At 36.1% G+C, this 16,483-nt stretch carries 11 protein-coding genes and 2 pseudogenes; 8 read left to right on the top strand and 5 right to left on the bottom strand.

Features of this window, described 5'->3' with window-relative positions; translation table 11 throughout:
- Positions 1–36: 36 nt before the first annotated feature.
- Together KM885_RS00330 and KM885_RS00325 are read left to right on the top strand one after the other, a co-directional pair.
- Positions 37–225, top strand: coding sequence for a hypothetical protein (locus tag KM885_RS00330; RefSeq protein ID WP_047184832.1), 189 nt, complete (start codon positions 37–39; stop codon positions 223–225).
- A pseudogene (locus tag KM885_RS00325) lies at positions 222–1,613 on the top strand (amidase). Before KM885_RS00330 ends, KM885_RS00325 begins: the two are co-directional and overlap by 4 nt.
- A gap of 137 nt (positions 1,614–1,750) precedes the next feature.
- Here the strand turns inward: KM885_RS00325 and KM885_RS18165 are convergent.
- Both KM885_RS18165 and KM885_RS00315 read right to left on the bottom strand, forming a co-directional pair.
- Positions 1,751–3,217 (bottom strand): annotated as a pseudogene (locus tag KM885_RS18165) (PAS domain-containing protein); the annotation flags it as partial.
- Positions 3,218–3,510: 293 nt separating this feature from the next.
- Complete coding sequence (locus KM885_RS00315; RefSeq protein ID WP_145523874.1) at positions 3,511–4,932, bottom strand: FMN-binding glutamate synthase family protein; 1,422 nt, start codon at positions 4,930–4,932, stop codon at positions 3,511–3,513.
- A gap of 180 nt (positions 4,933–5,112) precedes the next feature.
- Between KM885_RS00315 and mbcS the strand changes: the two genes are divergently transcribed.
- Both mbcS and KM885_RS00305 read left to right on the top strand, forming a co-directional pair.
- Positions 5,113–6,693 (top strand): acyl-CoA synthetase MbcS, encoded by a 1,581-nt coding sequence (gene mbcS, locus KM885_RS00310; protein ID WP_060667594.1) that lies wholly within the window; start codon positions 5,113–5,115, stop codon positions 6,691–6,693.
- A gap of 300 nt (positions 6,694–6,993) precedes the next feature.
- Complete coding sequence (locus KM885_RS00305; RefSeq protein ID WP_047184828.1) at positions 6,994–7,947, top strand: dipeptidase; 954 nt, start codon at positions 6,994–6,996, stop codon at positions 7,945–7,947.
- A 197-nt stretch (positions 7,948–8,144) separates the two neighbouring features.
- Here KM885_RS00305 and KM885_RS00300 read toward each other — a convergent pair whose 3' ends face one another.
- Positions 8,145–8,606: an SRPBCC family protein gene (locus tag KM885_RS00300; RefSeq protein ID WP_060667593.1), complete on the bottom strand. Its 462-nt coding sequence runs from the start codon at positions 8,604–8,606 to the stop codon at positions 8,145–8,147.
- A gap of 224 nt (positions 8,607–8,830) precedes the next feature.
- Between KM885_RS00300 and KM885_RS00295 the strand changes: the two genes are divergently transcribed.
- Positions 8,831–9,025, top strand: a complete 195-nt coding sequence (locus KM885_RS00295; RefSeq protein ID WP_047184826.1) for an alpha/beta-type small acid-soluble spore protein — start codon at positions 8,831–8,833, stop codon at positions 9,023–9,025.
- Positions 9,026–9,151: 126 nt separating this feature from the next.
- On the opposite strand, the gene KM885_RS00290 is transcribed toward KM885_RS00295, so the two are convergent.
- The gene (locus tag KM885_RS00290) at positions 9,152–10,243 is read right to left on the bottom strand and encodes a branched-chain amino acid aminotransferase (protein WP_216883377.1); all 1,092 of its coding nucleotides are present in this window, start codon (positions 10,241–10,243) and stop codon (positions 9,152–9,154) included.
- Between the two features lie 170 nt (positions 10,244–10,413).
- Here KM885_RS00290 and KM885_RS00285 point away from each other — a divergent pair, with 170 nt between their 5' ends.
- Positions 10,414–11,199: an HAD family hydrolase gene (locus tag KM885_RS00285; RefSeq protein WP_047184824.1), complete on the top strand. Its 786-nt coding sequence runs from the start codon at positions 10,414–10,416 to the stop codon at positions 11,197–11,199.
- A gap of 142 nt (positions 11,200–11,341) precedes the next feature.
- Here KM885_RS00285 and serA read toward each other — a convergent pair whose 3' ends face one another.
- On the bottom strand, positions 11,342–12,928 hold the full coding sequence (gene serA / locus KM885_RS00280; protein WP_047184823.1) for a phosphoglycerate dehydrogenase: 1,587 nt from the start codon (positions 12,926–12,928) through the stop codon (positions 11,342–11,344).
- A gap of 1,297 nt (positions 12,929–14,225) precedes the next feature.
- Here serA and ilvB point away from each other — a divergent pair.
- Together ilvB and ilvN are read left to right on the top strand one after the other, a co-directional pair.
- Positions 14,226–15,950 (top strand): acetolactate synthase large subunit, encoded by a 1,725-nt coding sequence (gene ilvB / locus KM885_RS00275; protein ID WP_060667592.1) that lies wholly within the window; start codon positions 14,226–14,228, stop codon positions 15,948–15,950.
- Complete coding sequence (gene ilvN / locus KM885_RS00270) at positions 15,947–16,465, top strand: acetolactate synthase small subunit (protein ID WP_047184821.1); 519 nt, start codon at positions 15,947–15,949, stop codon at positions 16,463–16,465. The genes ilvB and ilvN overlap by 4 nt, the downstream gene beginning before the upstream one ends.
- Positions 16,466–16,483 lie beyond the last annotated feature (18 nt).

The raw sequence follows: 16,483 nt of genomic DNA, 5'->3' as shown, positions 1-16,483 counted from the left end.
CTGTAATTTTATATCCCTAAATAGGAGGTAAGTTAGATGAATGATTCAACTTTTATAAATCAAAGCCTATACCTACAAGGTTTACCTACCTACGAAACAGACATTCAACATATTCAAAACATCCTTCAAACAATCGAACAATCCGAGAAATATCTAAAAAAAATCTCCCCTAATCTAAATCCAAAAGTACCAATTACGGTTGTTGATAAGAGGCTGTTGCTATGACAGATCTAGGTTTTTTTACTGCTAGTGACCTTGCTCCTTTAATTAAAGCTAAGCAATTATCCCCAGTAGAATTGACAAAACATATATTAAACCGTATAGATACAATTGATCCAACCATTCACTCGTATATTACCCCTCTTCATGAATTGGCCCTTAAACAAGCAGGTAAAGCTGAAAATGAAATTATGTACGGGCGATATAAAGGACCTCTTCACGGAATTCCAATCGGTATCAAGGATAATTTCGATACAAAAGGCATACGCACGACAGCTGGTTCAAAGCTTTTTGTTGATTTCATACCTGACAAAACTGCAACAACGGTAGAAAAGTTGTTAGCTGCAGGTGGGATTATGTTAGGAAAGCTAAATATGCATGAGTTAGCCCTCGGATCCACCGGTACTAATCAAACCTTTGGCACTACACGAAATCCATGGAACATTGAATATATGCCAGGTGGTTCAAGTGGTGGTAGCAGTGCTGCCTTAGCAGCTGGGCTAGCAACACTTGCAACTGGAACAGATACATTTGGATCTATTCGCTTACCAGCTGCTATGTGTGGTATTTATGGGTTAAAGCCAACCTATGGGCTTGTTAGTACCTATGGGGTAATTCCTTCAGCTTAGTCATTGGATCATGCTGGTCCGATGGCACGATCGGTTTCAGATTTGGCGTTAATGCTTGATGTTATGGCAGGGTTTGATGCAGATGATCCAGCAAGCCTTCATGTACCTATTCCTAATTACACCGAAGACTTAAATAAAGGAATGAGAGGAGTAAAAATTGGTATTCCTAAGTACTATCTTGAAGGATTAGAATCAGATGTAGAAAAGCTTTTTAAAAATGCTATAACAACACTAAAAGGTTTAGGAGCTGAATTAATAGAAATAGAAATTCCTGAATTATCGATGGCAACATTTTCTGGTTATGTGACTGTATCGGGAGAAGCTTCTACTTTTCATTATGAGTGGCTACAGACTCACGTAGAGGATTACGGAGCAGATAATCGAATTTTCCTTCTATCTGGTACGTTAACAAATACACCACAATACGTCAAAGCCCAACAAGCCCGGAGGAAGATGGTGGAAGCATTTCATAATGCCTTTAAGGATATCGATATCCTCCTCGGTCCGACAATACCTATCACCACCCCAGCGTTCGCGCAGAATTGGGTCGACCAAAATTTGGAAGTTATTAGACGCTGTTTACCATTTACTGTTCCTGTCAATTTAACGGGGCTACCAAGCCTAGCAGTGCCAATGGGATTTGACCAAAAAGGACTTCCAGTTGGCATGCAATTCATTGGAAATCACCTTTCTGAAAAACAATTACTTCAGGTTGGATATGCATGGGAAAGGATTAATCCGTTTCGTTTTCGAATAGCGGATTGAATCATAATCGGTAGGGGTGTATGAAAACTTCCTCCTCGAAGTCAAGCGTTTTACCGTCCAAACATTCTTGCATAAAAGGCATTCGCTGACCCTAAAAGCGAATGCCGGGTTTTAAATTATTGCTGTTCTATTTTCTAAATAGCATTTGGTTTAAGACTTGTACATTTGTAAGCTTGTTCAAGCTCACGTGCGTCAATTGGTTTGCTAAAGTAATACCCTTGACCTTCATGACAATCTTGATCTTTAAGATAGGAGAGTTGGTAATCTGTTTCAATCCCCTCAGCAATTATATTAAATTGCAAGTTTTTCGCCATTGTTATAATGGTATTGACAATGACTTCATCATTCACGTCTAAGTCCCGTATAAATGATTGATCAATTTTTAACGTATTTATTGGTAAACGTTTTAAATAACTTAAGGAGGAATACCCAGTTCCGAAGTCATCGATAGATATATGGACTCCCAAATCTCTTAATTCTTTGAGTGTTTTCTCCGCTTTATCTATGTTGAGGATTGTCCCTTCCGTTATTTCCAACTCTAACCATACAGGGTCCATTTTGGTTTCCCTTATAATTTCCTTAACATCATGTACAAAACTTTGATTTACAAATTGGATTGGCGAAACGTTTACGGCTACTCTATCAATCGAGAACCCCTTTTTATGCCAAGAAACCATTTGATCACATACAGATTGTAAAACCCAGTTTCCCACTGGAATAATGAGTCCTAATTCTTCTAGTAAAGGAATGAATTCACCTGGAGATACCGGACCTAGTTTTTTATTATTCCATCTGAGCAATGCTTCGACACCAGTTATTTCATCATTTCTGAGATTGATAAGTGGTTGATAGACAATAGAAAATTCGTCCTCTTCTAGTGCGTGCTTTATTTCTTGTTCTAATTGATAATAACGTCTCAATTCGTCATTTTGGTCATCTGAAATAAAGCAGTGCGAATTACCTCCATTTTGTTTGGCGTGGTACATTGCTGTGTCGGCTTGTCTAATCATTTCCTCTACTAAATCTAAGTGATCACTTTCATATTGGCTCATTTTTTCTAGGCTAATCCCAATACTAGTAGTAGCAATGATCTTATTTCCATTTACGGTAAATGGTACGTTAAATTGCTTCTTAATTCTCTGTACTACTTTAGAATCATATCTCCTGTTCTGTGACCATAATTGTCATTGATCGATTTAAAACGGTCGATATCAAGAAATAGAACAGCAAGTTTACCTTCTTTATTTACGTACTCATTTAACCATTCGTTTAATAAATTTCGATTAGGTAATAAAGTCAACGGGTCATAGTATGCCATTTGTTTAATCGTTTCTTCATATTCTATTCGCTTCGTAATGTCATGTCGAATAGAAATATATTGATAAGGCCTTCCATTTTCTTTTAAGAAAGACACAATGGTAGTATCTACCCAATAATAAGTTCCGTCTTTTGCTTTATTCTTTATTTCGCCTTTCCATACCTTTCCCCTACCAATTGTTCTCCACATTTCTTTAAAGAAATCTTGGCTATGATGTCCTGAGTTAACGATATTTTGTCGACTTCCTATTAATTCATTTCTACTGTATTTTGACATATTACAAAATTTATCATTTGCAAATTGAATGATTCCTCTGTTATCGGTAATGGCAACAATGGATGATTCATTCAAAGCTAATTCTATATCTTTTAGCTTTCGTAACGCTTTTTCTAGCTCTATCTTATGGTTCATTGTTTCGCCCCCTAAATGTGGAAAGGTATACATTTTAATTATAGCTTAAAAAAACAATCATAGTTTGACAATTCCCCTACAAATTGAGAATATTTTCCGTCTTTTTTCGAAAGAGAGAGAAAAAGATAATGCACAAAGTAATCAAAGAAAGGATAGACACAACTTCATCTATCCTTTCTCAATCTGTTGTTGTTCTTCTTCCCAAGCTTTAAATGAATAAGGTATTCCAACCATTTTGGCTACATGTTCGTCATAGGATACTAAATCCTTCTTGGTTAATTCGTTTAAAGAACGCTTTCCCATTGCTCTTAACGCCATTTTCATTTCTTCAATACTAGAAGTTAGGAAACTTTCCGCTGTTTTTGCTCCTTCTTCTGCCTTGAATTGGTCTTTAAATTTACCTTCATTCCATACCGCCTGTGTTGGCGGTTCAAAAGGAAGCGCATTTAACGATTGACCATGTGCCACTGCAAACAACATCGCCGAACCTATATAAATAGCATCTGCACCAAGTGCTAACATTTTTAAAAAATGTCCCGGTATTTGCATGCCACCAGAAACAATTAAACTAACTTGATTCCTTTTGTTTCTTTTTTTCAAATGGTTTACAGCGCGGACGATAGCGTGCAAAGAAGGAATTCCCATGTCATCTGTCAAAATAGGGGGAGCACCAAGTGTGGCAGCCTGTCCACCATCTACCGCTATATAATCCACGCCTATTTCCAACAGGTAATCAATGTCCTCCTCAATCTTCCCACTTGCTCCAATTTTTGCACCGATGGGAACTCCACCAGTCATCTTTCGGAGTTCATCAACTAGTTCTTTCAAATCTTTCAATGTCTGATTTTCAAAGAAGTTATCAAAAATAACAGCATCTTCCTCTTCTTCAAGCCCCATTACTTGACGAGCATTTCCTGTTAAATTTTCTGGGGAAATTCTGGAACCTACTCCAAATAGAGCTCCTTGTCCAAACTTTACTTCAATCATGTCTGCACGTTTTATTTTCTTTGTTTCTTTGGACCACTCGGATTTACCAAATTGTAAAATATATTTACCTGCTGTATCTAACTCTTCTTGCATGACACCACCTTCGCCCGAATTAATTGCAGTGCCTGTATTTTTAGCCGCTTGAGCTAAAGCTAGTCTTACTTGTTCGCTAAGTGCGATACCATAAGCCATTCCGCTTATCATAAGTGGAATTTGGATTTTCATTGGCTTTTTTGATTTTGGTCCGATTGTAACTGCCATATCTACCTCATCTTCTCCGTCAATAAGAGGTGGAAGGATTTGTGTGGGGATAAAGGTAATAGAATCTAGATGTGGCCATTTTTTAGAAGAACCAAGTGGTCGATGCAATATATCACCTGATTCAGACCTTAGACTATTTTCTATCATGTTTTGAATTCCTGTATGTCTTAGACCAGGCATTATTTCGATAATGTTTTCTTGATAGTTATCCGATAAAACTATTTTTGCTACTGACTTAGTAATTTTTTTCATTATCCAACGCCAGCCAAATAATATGAAGATAAAGGATAAAAATATAATAAGAATCATCGCAAAAATGATATAAATTAAAAAGTCCGGCATTTACATTTCTCCTATAAAAAGTTGCACTATAAAGTTTTTCCTTTTACCTATAGTATTTCAATATTAAGGATAAATATGTTTGTAATGGTATGATGAAGTTTTCTTTCTTTCTAAAGAGCTTATTGTCTGATATAATAGTTAGGAGTTAGCATCTAGTGCTAAATTATAGGAGGATCGTACATGTCTCAAACAAATTTAATAGCACCTAAAAATTATAATATTGTAATGGAATTTGAAAAATATGCAAAAGAGCCAAATAGAAAAGCTATTATTTGGGAAGACGATAAAGGGAATCGAAAAGAAATCACATATGAAAATTTAATCAAAAATGCGAATAGAATTGGAAATGTACTATTAGAACGTGGTCTTAAAAGAGGCGATAAGATATTAGTCATGATGCCACGTATTATTGAAACATATGAGGTTTATATTGCTGCATTGAAAACGGGAATTATTATTATACCTTGTTCTGAAATGTTTCGAACAAAAGACCTACAATACCGTATTACGCATGGAGAAGTAAAAGGTGTCGTATGTAGTAATTCCTGTGTTTCACAATTTTATGATATAGATGAATACAATCAACTTATTAAATTTACTTACGGGAAATCTGTTGAAAATTGGTTTGATCTTATCGAGTTACAAGGATCTGCATCGGATGAATTAGAAATGGTTAAAACTACCAAGGATGACCTGGCCTTTTTGCCTTATACTTCTGGTACAACTGGTAATCCAAAGGCAGTAATGCATACACATGCATGGGGATACGCCCATATGCAAACAGCACCGCGACATTGGTTAGCAATTGAAGACGGTGATACGGTTTGGGCAACGGCAGCACCAGGCTGGCAAAAATGGGTTTGGAGCCCTTTCCTATCTGTTTTAGGAACAGGCGCAACAGGATTTGTATATAATGGGAAATTCGAACCGAAAAAATATTTGGATTTACTTGAGAAAAATAAGATAAATGTTTTTTGCTGTACACCAACCGAATACCGTTTAATGGCTAAGTTGGATAATTTACAGGACTACCAATTAACCTCCCTGCATAGTGCGGTTTCTGCAGGTGAGCCATTAAACCGTGAAGTAATTGATCAGTTTGAAAAGTATTTTAACGTGACAGTTAGAGATGGTTATGGTCAAACGGAGAATACGTTACTCCTTGGATTCCTAAAAGGGATGAAAGTAAAACCTGGGTCAATGGGTAAACCAACACCTGGTAATAACGTTCAACTAATTGATGAAGATGGTAATCCAGTTCCTGTAGGTAAAGTAGGGGACATTTCTCTTCCATTAGATACACCATCTTTAACTAAAGGTTATTATAAAGATGAGGAGCGCTTCAGAAAAGCATGCCGAGGTAATTTTTATACAACTGGGGATCAAGCTAGAATGGATGAAGAAGGTTATTTCTGGTTTGAAGGTCGGAATGACGATATAATTGTTAGCTCTGGTTATACGATTGGACCATTTGAAGTGGAAGATGCATTAGTTAAACATGCAGCAGTAAAAGAATGTGCAGTAGTTGCAAGTCCACATGAAATAAGGGGAAATGTAGTAAAAGCTTATATTGTGTTACAAGATGGAGTAGATCGTACTAATCCTAACCTTGTGCAAGAATTACAGAAGCATACCAAAACTTTAACTGCCCCATATAAATATCCACGTAAAATTGAATTTGTGGATGAGTTACCTAAAACATCGTCAGGTAAAATAAGACGTGTAGAATTAAGACAGCGCGAGAAAGATCTAGCTAAATAAAAATAAGATAGAGAATAGCCTCACCATGAAGTGGGGCTATTAAAGTATGGTCCATTCAATCAATTGGAATCTAGATATTAGGATAATAAGAATTTTCCCCACCTAAACGGGCAGTAGGACTCTCATCTCAAGCTTGGGGAAACAAAGAAGGTTGGTAGGGGATCAACTGCCTATAAAGATCCGATAAGTGCGTCATCAGCGGGGAGTAAGAAAACCCTCACTGATGGAAGTCCTTTCTTAATCGTAGTGAGTAAAAAAAGATATGAACGGAAAAAAACGAAGGTAAGGGGGAATTTATTCATGAAAATCATAGATACCCATTGTGATGCATTAATGAAATTACAATTAGGAAAAAGAAAACAATTTGGTTTTGACGGCCCGTTTGATTACAAAACATCAGAGAAGATAGAAACAAACTTAAACCGATTAATCCAAGGAAATGTTGCGGTACAATTTTTTGCCATTTTTATCGAACCAGACGTTCCATTTGATGAAAAATGGCAGCATGCATTGGAACAGGTGGATATTTTCTATACAGATGTCCTTGGAAAAAATCCCAAAATGAAGCATATCAAAAATTGGAGTGATTTGGATTTATTAAAAGAGGGAGAGATTGGTGCGGTACTAGCATTGGAAGGGGCAGACCCATTTGGCAACGATCTTATGAAATTAAGACAACTATACAGATTGGGAATCATGAGTGTTGGATTGACCTGGAATTACGCTAACTATTGTGCAGATGGAGTATTAGAACCCCGCGGGGCTGGATTGAGCCTCTTGGGGAAAGAAGTAATTAAGTTAAATAATGAAAATCACGTATTTAGCGATGTTTCCCATGCATCTATTCAAGCATTTTGGGATATTTTAGAAATTGCGGATTATCCAATAGCAACTCATTCCAATGCAAAAGCAATTTGTAACCATCCAAGGAATTTGGATGATGACCAGATTAAAGAAATGTTTCGGAAAAATGGTTTAATCCATGTTGTATTTAACCCACCTTTTATTAATAAAGATAAAGAAGTGGCAACCATTACTGACTTGATAAGGCATATTGATTATTTTTGTTCCTTAGGTGGTGTGAATCAGATTGGATTTGGCTCTGATTTTGACGGAATTACTTCTTTTGTGAATCATTTAGAAAACTCCTCTAACTATCAGAACTTAATTAATGAGTTATTAAAGAATTACTCAGAGGAAGAAGTTCGTGGGTTTGCCTATAAAAATTTTCTGAGCCACCGACCAGGAATATAGTGTATGAATAGGCAAACTATATCCCACCTCAAGCTACTGGGAAAAGTCCGATAGTGCGACTAACCATCAGTGGGGGATGAAGGAAAAACCCTACTGATGGAAGCCTTTTTTATATTCTCAGTGAAACAATGCATAGTCATCACCAATAGCAAAAAATCAAAAATGCTTACTACAAAAAATGTAGTAAGCATTTTGTCTTAAATCGTAGCTCGAGCTGTTTCACGATCCATAATATTTGCAGCAATTTTTTCCGTAAAATCTTTTCCTACTTTTGGAATAAGGGTCTTTAACACTGGGTTAACCATTGTTCCGATCATTCCTTTTATGTGAACTTGAAGGCAACCTTTCATTTTACTCTTTGTACCATTAAGTGCCTCAACTTCAAAGTAGCCTTCCCCTTTACATGTTTCATTTGATGTGGCCATCTGGAAAATGATCGTTTCAGTCTCAATGTATTCTACAATTTCTACATTTAAAGTTACTGTTCGCTCCATAATTCCAATGTCTCCATGAATAATCCATACAGAGTGACGGTCATCGATAATTTGATGACTAACGTAACCTGGTACCAATGGGGCCCAATTATTCATATCACTCACAAAACTCCAAATGTCAGAAACTGGTTTGTCTAATTCTACACAATGAATTCCTTTTACCATTTTTAAATTCCCCCTTATGTAAGACACATACATCATCTTTAAAATCAAACATTGTTAGTATATGGAAGCAATTAATGGTTTAGAACACTTCCATAAAATTCATACGTACTTTTTACATTATAATATTAAAATTTTATCTTTCCTAACGTATAAAAATATCAAAAGGTTAAACGCTAAAAAGGAACAGAAAGATTCTGTTCAATACCCCCGAGGAGTGATTCTTCATGGCTAACAGAAATAAGTTGTTAGTACCAGGTGCGGAAAATGCTTTAAATAGCATGAAGGAAGAAATCGCAAAAGAATTCAACGTTGAACTTGGAGCGGATACAACTGCACGAGAGAACGGATCGGTGGGTGGCGAGATGGTCAAAAGAATGATTCAAATCGCCCAACAATCAATGGAAAATGAAGGTAAATAGTGTCATGTATCTAAAAAGAAGTGTTGGCCGTAATAAGCCAACACTTCTTTGATTCATCCATGTTGCAGCTGTAGGGAAAAAGGAAAACCTTTACTAATGAAAGTTTTCTTTATCACGTCTTACACTTTAGTTATTGACACTTGACTTCTCTACCTTTAAAGTCCAATTTAATGGATCCTCTAGTTTACCGTATTGGATTCCTGTAATAGTGTCATATACTTTTTTAGATAATTCACCAGTTTTTCCTTCGTTTATTACTAAGTGTTTACCTTCCCAATATAATTCACCAATTGGGGAAATAACTGCAGCAGTACCGGAACCAAATGCTTCCTCAAGGTTACCATTTTGATGAGCGTCATAAATTTCTTGCATAGAAACTCTACGTTCAGATACTGGAACATTCCAATGTTTTAATAATTGGATAACAGAGTCTCTTGTAATTCCAGCAAGAATACTTCCGTTTAACATAGGGGTTACTACTTCTCCGCTAATTTTGAAGAACACGTTCATACTACCGACTTCTTCAATGTATTTCCGTTCAACTCCGTCTAACCATAGAACTTGAGAAAAACCTTCTTTTTCAACAATTTCTTGAGCTTTTAAACTGGCAGCATAATTACCACCTGTTTTCGCTTCACCTGTTCCACCTTCTACGGTACGGACATATTTATCTTCTACAGCAATTTTAACTGGATTAATTCCTTCTTTATAATAAGAGCCTACTGGTGACATGATCACGATAAATTTATAATGATGTGAAGGTGAAACACCTAAGTATGGTTCCGTTGAAATAATAAATGGACGTATATACAATGATGTACCTTCTGCATCTGGTACCCAGTCTTTATCGATCTCAACCAGTTGTCTGATTGCTTCTAACCCAAGCTCCTCATCAATTGGTGGAATAACGAGCCGTTCGTTTGAATTATTTAAACGTTGGATATTTTTCTCCGGTCTAAATAATTGAACGTCCCCATCTTGTGTACGGAATGCTTTTAAACCCTCGAATACAGATTGACCATAATGGAAAATCATCGAAGAAGGTTCAAGTGATAATTTTTGATAAGGGACAATATTAGGATCGTGCCATCCAATACCTTCCGTGTAATCCATAACAAACATATGATCTGTAAAATTTCTTCCAAATACTAAGTTGTTGGAATCCGGTTTCGCTTTTCTAGATTGACTTTTTTCCACACGAATTGATTGATCTGCCATTTCAATATCCCCTTGCATAAAAGTTTAAAGATTTCTATTAATGATAAATTATAATTTTAATTTAAGCAAGACCTTTTTTGTGTTAAATTAGAATTGGGTGAAAAATGGAATTACGCTGAAACATTGTTTCTGAAACCCGAAATGGGCAAGTAGATACGGAGGAAAAACTGATGGAAAGAATTAAGGCAGTATTTTTTGACTTAGATGATACATTATTATGGGATGAAGAAAGTGTTAGACAAGCTTTTCGCAAAACTTGTGAATTAGCACAACAAAAATATAATGTCGATCCGGAAGAATTAGAAATTGCCGTTCGTAAAAAGGCGAGAGAGTTATATGAAAACTATGAAGTATATCCTTTCACACAGATGATTGGTATTAATCCATTTGAAGGATTATGGGGAACATTTCATGATAAAGGTGAAGATTTTCAAAAACTTAGTAAAGTCGCACCTGAGTATCAAAGACAAGCATGGACTAATGGTCTTTTTGAATTAGGAATAGATGATGTGAAATTTGGGGCAGAGCTTGCTAAAGCATTTCCTGAAAATAGAAAACAAGTACCATATTTATACGAAGAAAGTTTAAAAGTACTGGATGCTCTAAAAGGGGATTACAAATTATTATTACTAACGAACGGTTCACCGGAATTACAAAATATTAAATTAGAAATTACTCCAGAATTACGTCCTTACTTTGATCAAATTGTTATTTCAGGTGATTTTGGCAGAGGAAAACCAGATCCGAGTATTTTTGAACATGCTTTAGGGTTATTAAATGTGAAACCTGAAGAAGTTTTAATGGTTGGTGACAATTTGAATACGGATATAAAAGGAGCGAATAGTGCAGGTATTGCATCCGCATGGATTAACCGCAAAGCCATGGAAGCAACTGAAGTAAAACCAACTTATGAAATGAAAAGTCTTGTAGAAGTATTGGATATTTTAAAAGGTTAATAATGAAAATGATTTCCGAAAGCTGTCATCCTAATTTTGGCAGCTTTTTCAATTTAAATATGGAGTGGCCCGAATACACGTGGACTTAACCGTATGTGGGAAGTATAGCATATTCGGGCTAGGATTAGTTATAAAATCCAACTCACAAATCTATTGCAACGACATCTTTAATTTCATCTAATTGAAGTAACTCGTTTAAAGCTGCTTCATCTAGGTGTCGGTCAATGGTAAGGATCATGATTGCTTTCCCGCCCCTATCAGAGCGGTCCACTTGCATGGTTGCGATGTTAATATCATGTTTCCCAAGTAAACTCCCCATTCTACCAATTACACCTGGCTGGTCGATATGCTCGATAACAACCATATGGCCTTCTGGTCGAACGTCCACCCTATAATTATCTACATGAACGATACGAGGCCCTAAGCCGTTTAATAATGTACCGGCAACTTTTCTAATTTGAGATTTCGTTTTAATTTCCACTGTAATTAAATTCGTAAAGCCTTTCGCTTGGGGGGTTTTTTGCTCATTAACTACAATTTCCTTTTTTTCTGCCAAATAAAGGGCATTCACATCATTAACATGCATGCCTAAGTGGCGTTTTAAAATTCCCTTAATCGTATTTCTAGTTATTGGTGCTACTTCTATATCATAAAGTTCGCCTGCGAAGGAAACATTAATCTCCTCAGCGACTTCACTCACAAGGTCTATAAGAAAAGCTCCTAACTTCTCGGCTAAATAAAAATACGGTTCTACCTTTTTCATGATATCTTTCGGTAGGGAAGGTAAATTTACTGGATTAATGACACTTTCGCCATTTAAATGCCTAAGTACATCCTTACATACATCAACGGCAACGATTTCTTGTGCCTCAACGGTACTTGCACCAAGATGTGGGGTTGCGACTACTTCAGGAAGTTCTAATAGTTTATGATCCATAAACGGTTCTTCCTCAAAAACATCTAATGCTGCTCCAGCAACTTTTCCAGAAACAATCGCTTCATAAAGAGCATCTTCATCTATAATTCCGCCTCTAGCACAATTAACGATAAATACACCGTCTTTCATCCTTCCAAATGCTTTAGCATCTATCAAATGTCTTGTTTCTTTTAGTAATGGTGTATGGACAGTTATAAAATCAGCTTGTTGGATCACTTCTTCAAATGTTCCATAACCAATTCCCATTTTGTCTGCCTTTTCTTTTGTGAAAAAAGGATCGTAAGCAATGATATTCATGCGTTGCCCTTTTGCTCTGGTCGCAACTTCTGTACCAATTCTTCCAAGTCCAACAATTCCAAGGGTCTTATCACGTAATTCCACCCCAACAAACTTTTTCCTATCCCATCTATGTTCTTTTAGTGATAAATAAGCTTGGGGAATGTTTCTTGACAAGGCCATTAACATTGCCATCGTATGTTCCGCTGCGGAGTTTGTATTCCCATTCGGAGCATTGACAACGATAATACCGTGCTCAGTAGCGGCATTTAGATCAATATTATCAACCCCAACTCCGGCACGACCAATTATCTTTAAGTTTTTCCCTTTATTAATAATGGATCTAGTAACTTGTGTCCCACTTCGTACCAATAAGGCATCGAATTCAGTTATACGTTCTTCTAAATCTTCTTCTGATAACCCTGTTTCGATAACAACCTTGACATTGTCTGCTAGGCGTAGCGGTAAAATACCTTCTTCACTTAATGGATCACTAATTAGTACATTAAAAGTCATAAATAACCCTCCCCAAAAAAGTAAATCGTATTTAAGTATAAAAATCTTTCCTGTCTGGGGCTCCTATTACTCGCCCCACCGTAAAGATTTACATAGGTGCTACTAAGTCATTCGCCTAACCTAAAGCGAATGTCATGCTTTCTATTCGTTAGGAAAGTAAAAAAATTAGCAGGAAGTACATCGACGCAAACTGAAATTTTCACTTCCCGATCATAAGGAATCTCGTTAAATTGAAAGGTATTGGATTTAATATAGCAGTATAAAATTACTTGTCAATATTATTTTTGTATGCAAACAAAAAAGACAAAAGAAGAAAAAATACAAAAAATTCTTGTAAAAAATTCTTGTATAAATATTGAAAAATTTGACGAATAGAAATATAATTACTTATCCGACCTAAACGGGAAGTAAGACTCCATTTTAAGCTTCAGGGAAACCTAACTAATGGAAGTCTACTTTAGCAGAAAGGTAAAAAATAATCTTATCTAAATAAATTTGCTTATTTTACTAAATAGACTTTATTAAAACGCAAGTAATATATTGCATACCGCAAAATTTTTAGAATGGAGGTTAAGATTAGGATAGATGTGAATTTAATAAAATTTTTGAAAAAATTATTATTTCATAAACGCTAATGTACCGGTGCTGGAAACGGATTCAATATATTGCATATTTCTATGTTGGAGAAAAAAAGTGAAAAACCCTATTGACGTTCTTGCCAAAAAGTTATAACATAAATTCCAATATCAGAAATTTAAAATACATTCCATTTTAAATTCTTTATTGAAAATAAAACTAATATATTACTAAAACGCTGACGGGACATTTAGAAATAAAACCGTGTATTCACAGAGATCTAGGGTTGCTGGAAGCCTAGAAATACACATATTTCTATTCTCTTCCCCGAGTGCCAAGCTGAACGATTCTTTTAGTGCAATCTTTTCTAGTAAGTTTGGTCAGGTATGTTCCTTTACCTGTTATCAAAAAAGACTGTTTATTTCAGTCGGTGAGGTAGTATTCGTGAGGATGCTATGAACTGGGTGGTACCGTGAAAAGATGACTCTTTTCTCCCCAAATAGATTTCTGCAATTGTGTGCAGTATGCATTTAGGGGGAGAAGAGTCTTTTTATTTTACCCTTTAGAAGATATGGGAAGAGTCATTCAATTAGGAAGAGTTTAAGTTTTATCCGTATGGTAAGTATAACGGCATTTAGAGAGTACTCTGAACGTTGTTTTACTATAGATTAATTTAGAGAGATTTATTTGAATTTTGAAACTTATAAGGAGGTAAGTAGTAGTGAAAGTTGAGGCAAAGCCTAAGGAACTTGCAGTTGAAAAGAATACGACAACTGGTGCAGATGTTTTTATTCGTTCATTGGTAGATGCAGATGTTGACACAGTGTTTGGTTATCCGGGTGGTGCAGTCTTACCAATTTACGACGCCTTATACCGAGCTAACACACCTTTCCAGCATATCCTATGCCGTCACGAACAAGGATTGATTCATGCAGCAGAAGGATATGCAAGAGTGACAGGGAAGCCGGGTGTAGTTATTGCTACTTCAGGACCAGGAGCAACTAACTTAATTACTGGTATTACAGATGCGATGATGGATTCTTTACCAATCGTTATCTTTACTGGTCAAGTTGCAACTGGAGTAATTGGTACAGATGCATTCCAAGAGGCTGACATTATTGGGATTACTACTCCAATAACAAAATACAATTATCAAGTAACGGACTTGAAACAATTACCTAGAATTGTAAAAGAAGCATTTCACATTGCATCAACAGGACGTCCGGGGCCGGTAGTAGTAGATATTCCAAAAAATATCTCAGAAAAAATCACAGTAGATGAATTTGATACAGCGTTTCATTTGCCGGGTTATCAACCAACAGTTAAACCTAACCCATTGCAAATTCGTAAACTTGCGGACGCTTTAAGTCGTTCTGAACGACCACTACTACTAGCAGGAGCGGGTGTATTATTTGCTGATGCTGCGGAAGAATTAAAGGCATTTGCTGAAAAATATCAACTTCCAGTTACAACAACTTTACTTGGGTTAGGGAGTTTTCCTGGAACAAATGAACTTGCATTAGGTATGGCAGGTATGCATGGAACCTATACGGCAAATATGGCTATTTATGAATGTGACTTGCTTATAAATATTGGGGCAAGATTTGATGACCGTTTAACAGGAGCTATCAAACATTTTGCACCAAACGCAAAAGTAGCACACATCGATATTGATCCAGCCGAAATCGGGAAAAACATTAAAACCAAAATTCCAGTTGTAGGGGATGCAAAAGAAGCTCTTAAACAATTATTAGATGTTAATGTTAAGTCTACTAACCATGATGAATGGCTACATTCACTTAAGTCTAAGAAGGAAGATTATCCACTTTGGTATGATCGTTCTAAAGAATTAATTTCACCACAATGGTTAATTGAACAAGTATATGAAACCTCTAATGGTGAAGCAATTGTAACAACTGATGTAGGGCAACATCAAATGTGGGCTGCACAATTTTATAAATTTGATAATCCAGATAAATGGGTCACTTCCGGAGGACTAGGAACAATGGGATTTGGATTCCCAGCTGCAATTGGAGCGCAGCTTGGTAGACCCGATGAACTAGTTGTATCCATTGTGGGTGACGGTGGATTTCAAATGACATTGCAAGAACTTTCCGTTATTAAGGAACGCAACTTACCAGTCAAAGTCATCATTATTAATAATGAAGCACTTGGTATGGTAAGACAATGGCAAGAAAAATTCTATGAAGAAAGATATTCAGAATCATTATTAACTGAAAATCCAGACTTTGTTAAACTTGCAGAAAGTTATGGAGTTAAAGGGGTCAGAGTAAATAATGAAGATGATGTACCAAAGGTTCTAGAAGACGTATTTTCTTATAATGGACCTGTTGTTGTTGACTGTCGTGTTGTCAAAAGAGAATGTGTATTTCCGATGGTTGCACCAGGTACAGGGAACCACGAAATGATCGGGGTGACAAGATGAAACGGATTATAACAGCTACTGTACAAAATCGTAGCGGGGTATTAAATCGTGTTACAGGTATGATGGTAAAACGTCAATTTAATATAGAAAGTATTTCGGTAGGTCCCTCTGAAACAGAAGGAATTTCTAAAATGACATTTGTTGTAGAGGTTAGTGATGAACAGAAATTAGAACAACTAACCAAACAATTAAACAAACAAATTGATGTTTTGAAAGTTACTGATATTACGGATAAAGCAATTGTAGCGAGAGAACTAGCACTAATCAAAGTCGGAAGTTCTAGTCAAAATCGTGCAGAAATTCAAGGAGTTATTACTCCGTTTCGTGCAAGTGTCATTGATGTAAGTAAAGATAGCTTGATCATTCAAGTAACAGGTAACCCTGAAAAGATAGACGCACTTATTGATTTATTAAAACCTTATGGAATTAAAGAATTAACTAGAACGGGAGTAACGGCTTTCCAAAGAGGAAGACAGCCGGAAAACGTTCAAGAAATGAATGCATTAATATTTTAAATATTAATATAAATACAG

The sequence above is a fragment of the Oceanobacillus caeni genome, from assembly GCF_019037185.1.
Lineage (GTDB): Bacteria > Bacillota > Bacilli > Bacillales > Amphibacillaceae > Oceanobacillus > Oceanobacillus caeni.
The sequence above is the reverse complement of the archived record's forward strand: the minus strand, read 5'-3'. Positions and strand labels throughout refer to the sequence as shown.